We start from the raw sequence: 6,005 nt of genomic DNA, 5'->3' as shown, positions 1-6,005 counted from the left end.
CGCCTTTTTCTACATTAAAATTCTCTCCTCGTTCTCTTCTCCTTCGTACCGCAAAAGTCAGCCGCCCTTCCCTTCATTTTCATGGCAGGGCTTGCGGATCATCTCCCATGGTGGTTTTGTACCTGAGATAGAGCTTACAATTCACAAGGAAGAATTATATAATATCTTAGTGTAGTACGAGTGGTAGTATGGTATACTTTATAAGTATGTTTTCAGTGAGCGTGGGAACGTTTTTTTGGGGGATGCATAACAGATGAACCTTTTGAAGCATGATTTTCAGGAAGAAATAGAAGAAGTCGTAAGGAGCATTAAACAGAATGCCGAAAACCGCGTTCTCTATCAATACATTGATAATCCACCTATCTCACAGCTTCGCATATGCTTGCTGTATCTTTTTCTTAGGCAGCGCGGCGTAAGCGGAGCGGCTCTTCGCGACTATATTGTCACTGCAACGCTGATTCAGCTCGCGCTTGACAGCCATGAGCGGGTCAGCCTGAACAAAGAAGAGACATCCGCAGGCATTAGATCTCGCCAGCTTACCGTGCTGGCCGGTGATTATTTCAGCAGCCGGTACTATTATTTGCTCGCCAACTTAGAAGATGTGCGGGCGATCGGCCAGCTGGCACGGAGCATTCAGGAGATTAACGAGTGGAAGATTAATTTGTATTGTGAGAACGATTGGACAGCCGAGCAATATTTGCAGCGAAAAGTGGATATCGAGTCGTCCTTGCTTCGGTCCTTTGGAAATGCATATGTCGGGGAAACAATGGACGTATGGATGCGTATTTTTTCACAGATGATTCTTGTTGAGCAATTGCTTGCCGAATACCGGACCTGGAATATCGAGCAAGAGGCGGGGCGATATTTTCATCTGCTGAGCCGGGAGGAAGGCACGCATAGCGCCTACCAATCGATGCTGCAGCACATCCATAAAGCGCTCCACCAGTGTCGTAAATTGATCGCGCTGGTAGAAGGGGAAGAATGGCGCGCCGAATTGAGGCACCTTGTGGACCGGTGCGCGGAAGAGTTGGACAACCAGAAAGCAAGGGCAGAGGAGATGTAGCCATGCGTCAGAAATTGCAGGGGGAAGAAAAAGCGGAATACGTACATTCGGTATTTGAATCGATTGCAAAAGAGTATGACCGAATGAACTCCGTTATCAGTTTTGGCCGTCATGTCGCCTGGCGTGAATATACAAATAAGCGGATGGGTGTACGGGAAGGTCAGAGCGCGATTGATTTATGCTGCGGGACGTGCGATTGGACGATTAGCCTTGCTGAAGCGGTCGGCCCGAAAGGCAATGTAGTAGGCCTTGATTTCAGTCAGAATATGCTTGATGTCGGGGCGGAAAAGATTCGGAAAAAAGGGCTGGATCAAATTACGCTGGTGAACGGAGATGCAATGAAGATTCCGTATCCGGATAACACGTTCGATTATGCGACGATCGGATTTGCTTTGCGCAATGTGCCGGATTATAAGCAGGTGATTCGTGAGATGGCACGGGTGGTGAAGCCGGGAGGACAGGTCGTCTCGCTTGAAGTCAGCAAACCTCCGCTGATGCCGTACCGTAAAATGTTCTTTTTTTATTTTTACAATATTTTGCCGCTTATCGCCCGTATAGTGGTGGATAAGTATGAAGAATACAGCTGGCTGCCCCAGTCGCTGACCAACTTTCCGGACAGCAAGCAACTCGCGGAAGTTTTCCGTGAAGCGGGTCTTGTAGACGTGCAGACCAAGCTGTTTGTCGGCGGCGTTTCCGCGCTGCACATCGGTTTTAAGAAACAGGTGGACAAATCATGAGAAAATTAAAAATTATCCTGGAAATGATCAAATTTGAGCATACGATTTTCGCGCTACCGTTTGCATTTATGGGCGCAATTCTGGGCAGCTTTGTTGTCAACGGCACATGGCCGACGTGGTCGCAAATCTTCTGGATTATCGTGGCGATGGTGGGCGCACGCAGCGCGGCCATGGCGCTCAATCGGTTGATTGACCGACGTTTTGATGCGGAGAATCCGCGCACGGCCATGCGGGCGCTCCCGGCCGGGTTGCTTAAAGTAGGAGAAGTTCTTTTGTTCATCATCGTTTCATTCGTGGTTTTATTTGTCGCCGCCTTCCAGTTGAATATGCTGGCGGTGAAGCTTTTGCCGATCGCAGTCTTTTTCCTGGTATTATATTCTTATACGAAGCGATTTACCTGGGCCTGTCATTTAGTGCTGGGCATTGCCATCGGGCTTGCGCCGCTTGGCGGTTGGGTAGCCACAACCGGACAGGTAGATTGGCTGGGACTTCTGCTGTTTGCTTCCGTGGCTCTCTGGACTGCAGGTTTTGATGTGATCTATGCGTGTCAGGATGCCGAATTCGACCGCAAGCGCGGTCTGTATTCGATTCCGAGCTATTTTGGCATTGCCAGAGCGCTCAAGCTGGCACGTTTCTTCCATATCATTACAATCGCTGGTTTTATCGCATTGTTTTTTATTACCAGCCTTCATATTTGGTTTGCAATTGGAGTTATTATCGCTGCTGCCATTTTAGTTTATGAGCATCGGCTGATATCACCGAACGATTTATCCAAGCTAAATACGGCCTTTTTCACGATGAACGGGATTCTCAGCGTTGTTGTATTTTCATTTACCCTGCTTGATTTGGTGATGAGATGAGAAAAATCTTTGTTGTCGGAATTACAGGAGCGAGCGGCGCTGTATACGGGGTACGCCTTGTGCAGCAGATGCTCCTTCATGACTATAAAGTGCATTTGATCGTAACGGAAGCTGGCTGGCAAGTATTTCGGGAAGAATTAGACTGGGATACGACAGACCGGGATGCGGTCATTCGGGAGCATTTTCCGCAGGTAAACGGAGAACTTCACTATCATACGCTGCACGATTTTACGGCGCCCGTTGCGAGCGGTTCGTATCGCAGCGACGCTATGGTGATTGTGCCCTGCTCCATGGGGACGCTGTCCGGCATTGCCCACGGGGCATCCGGCAATCTGCTGGAGCGTACCGCCGACGTGATGCTTAAGGAAGGGAAAAAGCTTGTTATTGTGCCGCGCGAGACACCGCTTAACGTTATTCAACTGGAGAATATGACGAAGCTGGCGCAGGCGGGAGCGCGCATCGTGCCCGCCATGCCCGGGTACTACCACAAACCGCAGACAATGGACGATGTAATCAATTTTGTGGTAGGAAAAGTACTGGACACTCTAGATGTGCCACATCAACTATTTCGCCGTTGGGGAGAGTGAAACCGTGCCTGCAATGAAAATTGGCAAAATCACTTTTAGTAACATCATGCCTATCTATCATTTTTTTCGTACCGATCAATTCGATGAACATCAGGTAGAATTTATCCCGCAGGTTCCCTCGCAGCTTAATCAAGGTATGGCGGAAGGTACCATTGATATGGGGCCGATTTCGTCATTTGAATACGGACGGAATTATAACGAGTATGAGGTGCTGTCTGATTTGTCGATTAGCTCGCTGGGCAAAGTGCGTTCTATTTTTCTCTTCTCCCGCAAGCCGATTGAAGAACTGAAAGAAGTAAAAATTGCGTTAACAGATAAGTCAGCGACATCGGTTAATTTGCTTAAAGTGATTATGGAAAAGTTTTATCAGGCTTCTCCCTTCTATGAGATGATGCCGGCCAATCTGGAGAGGATGATGGCAGTAGCGGACGCTGCGTTGTTAATTGGCGACGATGCGCTGCTTGCTTCCTGGAACAATCCTGGCTATCATATGTATGACCTGGGCGAGTTGTGGTATAAACATACCGGGATGTGGATGGTGTTCGCGGTTTGGGCAGTGCGACGTGAAGTCTCACAGAGTAAGCAGGAACTCCTGCGCAGCGTTCATAATGAATTTTTGCGTAGTAAGAAATTGGGGTTTGCCGAATTGGACACAGTCGTGGCCCAGGCGAAGCAAGATTTCGGCGCTACTACGGAGTTCTGGAAGACATATTATACAGGACTATCTTATGATTTTACTCCGGATCATAAGAGAGGATTGGAGTACTATTACGCATGTGCAGCGGAGCTCGGGCTGTTGAGCGAGTCGGCCAAGGTGGAAGTTTGGAGCGCGGATTCGCGGCAGTCGGCTGTATAAGCGTTAGGAAGAGAAGAACCAGTTGGGTGGAGCGTAATGAAACTAACAGATATTTTTTGGCCGTTCCGATCGGACATGAATTATATCGAACGCGAGTTGGACAGGGCGATTGACACGAAAGAATCTGTGCTGCAAAAAGCGTCCAGTCATTTGCTCAAAGCGGGGGGGAAGCGAATTCGCCCCGTCTTTGTGCTGCTGGGTGGAAAGTTTGGCACATATGACATCGAGCGGCTTAAGCTTGTGGCTGTGCCGCTTGAACTCATTCATATGGCGACCCTTGTGCATGACGATGTTATCGATGATGCCGAGCTTAGGCGCGGCAAGATGACCGTCAAATCGAAATGGGACAACCGGATTGCGATGTATACCGGCGATTATATTTTGGCTCGTGCGCTGATGATGGTAGCCGAGCTGCCTAATCCGCAGATTCATAAAATATTGTCGCGTGCAATGGTTGATTTGTGCATCGGTGAGATTGAACAAATCCGCGATTTGAATAACTGGGAGCAGAACCTGCGCCATTATTTGCGTCGCATCAAGCGGAAAACCGCTCTGCTTATTGCGATCAGCTGCCAGTTGGGCGCTATTGCGGCAGATGCCCCGGCGTATGTTGTGCGCCAGCTCTATGCCTATGGCTATAATGTGGGTATGGCATTTCAAATTACCGACGATATTCTTGATTTCACAGGCAGCGAGCAAACGCTTGGCAAACCGGCCGGCAGCGACTTGAGGCAGGGCAATATTACGCTTCCTGCGCTGTATGCGTATCATAGAAGTCCGGATGCGGCCCGGTTTCGAACGCTGGCGGAAGAAAATCGGGTAGACGAGATGATTCAAGCGATCCGCCAAGGTGAAGGCATTGATGTGGCACGCAGGCTTGCAAACCGGTATCTGGCGCGTGCGGCGCAGGCGCTTGAGGGATTGCCTGACAATCGGAGCAAGGATGCTCTGTTAAAAATCGCGCGTTTTATTGGAGAACGGCAATTTTAAGGGCAGTTGCAAAGATACCCTAAATTTGTTAAAATTCACGATGTGTGTTAGCACACCGTACATAGGAAAGTAACTACAGAACATGGAGGTTATTATACATGGCGAAACAACGCACTTTCATCATGGCTAAACCGGATGCCGTACAACGCAACTTGATCGGCGAAATCATGCAGCGCTTCGAGCGCAAAGGTTTCCACCTTATCGGTGCGAAATTGATGAATGTACCGCGTGAACTGGCAGAAGAGCACTATGCTGAACATAAAGAGAAGCCTTTTTTCGGTGAGCTTGTTGACTTTATTACTTCAGGTGCCGTATTTGCGATGGTATGGGAAGGCGAGAATGTAATCGCGACCGCACGTAACATGATGGGTAAAACAAATCCGGCAGAAGCCGCTCCGGGAACTATCCGTGGCGACTTCGGTATCAGCATGGGTATGAACATCATCCACGGTTCCGATGCTCCGGAAACGGCTGAGCGCGAAATCGCACTGTGGTTCAAAGAAGACGAGCTGCACGAATATGAAAAAACAATCAACAAGTGGATTTAATTTTTTGATGAACAAAAATATCCACACAGGCAGAAATATATAGTTTCTGCCTTTTTTTCTGTGAAAATCATGAGAAAAGAAGGAAGGGAAAGAGGAAATAAGATCCGGGGAAGAAAAAGGCGTTTGCCTTTTTCACCATTGAAATTCTCTCCTCCTTCTTTCCTCTCTTTTCCTTCGTACCACAAAAGTCAGCCTCTCTCCCATGATTTTCATATCGGGGTTGCGGCTGAGACGCCATGGTGGTTTTCTGTGAAAATCATGAAGAAAGAAGGAGAAGAGGGAGGAAAAAAGATCTAAGGAAGAAAAAGGGCTTCGCCTTTTTCCACATTGAAATCATCCCCTCGTTCTCTTCTCTCTTTTCCTT

The 6,005-nt window shown here is 48.4% G+C and carries 7 protein-coding genes; all 7 read left to right on the top strand.

Annotated elements, in window-relative coordinates; all coding sequences use genetic code 11:
* The first annotated feature begins 253 nt into the window (after positions 1-253).
* Positions 254-1,063, top strand: coding sequence for a heptaprenyl diphosphate synthase component 1 (locus B2899_RS14605; protein ID WP_146809027.1), 810 nt, complete (start codon positions 254-256; stop codon positions 1,061-1,063).
* A gap of 2 nt (positions 1,064-1,065) precedes the next feature.
* A complete protein-coding gene (locus tag B2899_RS14600; RefSeq protein WP_286886771.1) occupies positions 1,066-1,800 on the top strand; it encodes a demethylmenaquinone methyltransferase in 735 nt (244 codons plus the stop codon).
* Positions 1,797-2,660 (top strand): UbiA-like polyprenyltransferase, encoded by an 864-nt coding sequence (locus B2899_RS14595; protein WP_146809025.1) that lies wholly within the window; start codon positions 1,797-1,799, stop codon positions 2,658-2,660. The genes B2899_RS14600 and B2899_RS14595 overlap by 4 nt, the downstream gene beginning before the upstream one ends.
* Entirely contained in the window at positions 2,657-3,247 is a 591-nt protein-coding gene (locus B2899_RS14590) for a UbiX family flavin prenyltransferase (RefSeq protein ID WP_146809024.1), read from the top strand. Before B2899_RS14595 ends, B2899_RS14590 begins: the two co-directional genes overlap by 4 nt.
* Positions 3,248-3,260: 13 nt before the next feature.
* Positions 3,261-4,103: a menaquinone biosynthetic enzyme MqnA/MqnD family protein gene (locus B2899_RS14585; RefSeq protein ID WP_246147238.1), complete on the top strand. Its 843-nt coding sequence runs from the start codon at positions 3,261-3,263 to the stop codon at positions 4,101-4,103.
* 36 nt (positions 4,104-4,139) lie between these two features.
* A complete protein-coding gene (hepT, locus tag B2899_RS14580; RefSeq protein WP_146809022.1) occupies positions 4,140-5,093 on the top strand; it encodes a heptaprenyl diphosphate synthase component II in 954 nt (317 codons plus the stop codon).
* A gap of 98 nt (positions 5,094-5,191) precedes the next feature.
* Positions 5,192-5,641, top strand: a complete 450-nt coding sequence (gene ndk, locus B2899_RS14575; protein WP_146809021.1) for a nucleoside-diphosphate kinase — start codon at positions 5,192-5,194, stop codon at positions 5,639-5,641.
* Positions 5,642-6,005 lie beyond the last annotated feature (364 nt).

The sequence above is a fragment of the Aneurinibacillus sp. UBA3580 genome (genome assembly GCF_002375825.1).
Lineage (GTDB): Bacteria > Bacillota > Bacilli > Aneurinibacillales > Aneurinibacillaceae > Aneurinibacillus > Aneurinibacillus danicus.
Note: the sequence above shows the minus strand (reverse complement) of the source record. Positions and strands in the feature narration are given on the sequence as shown.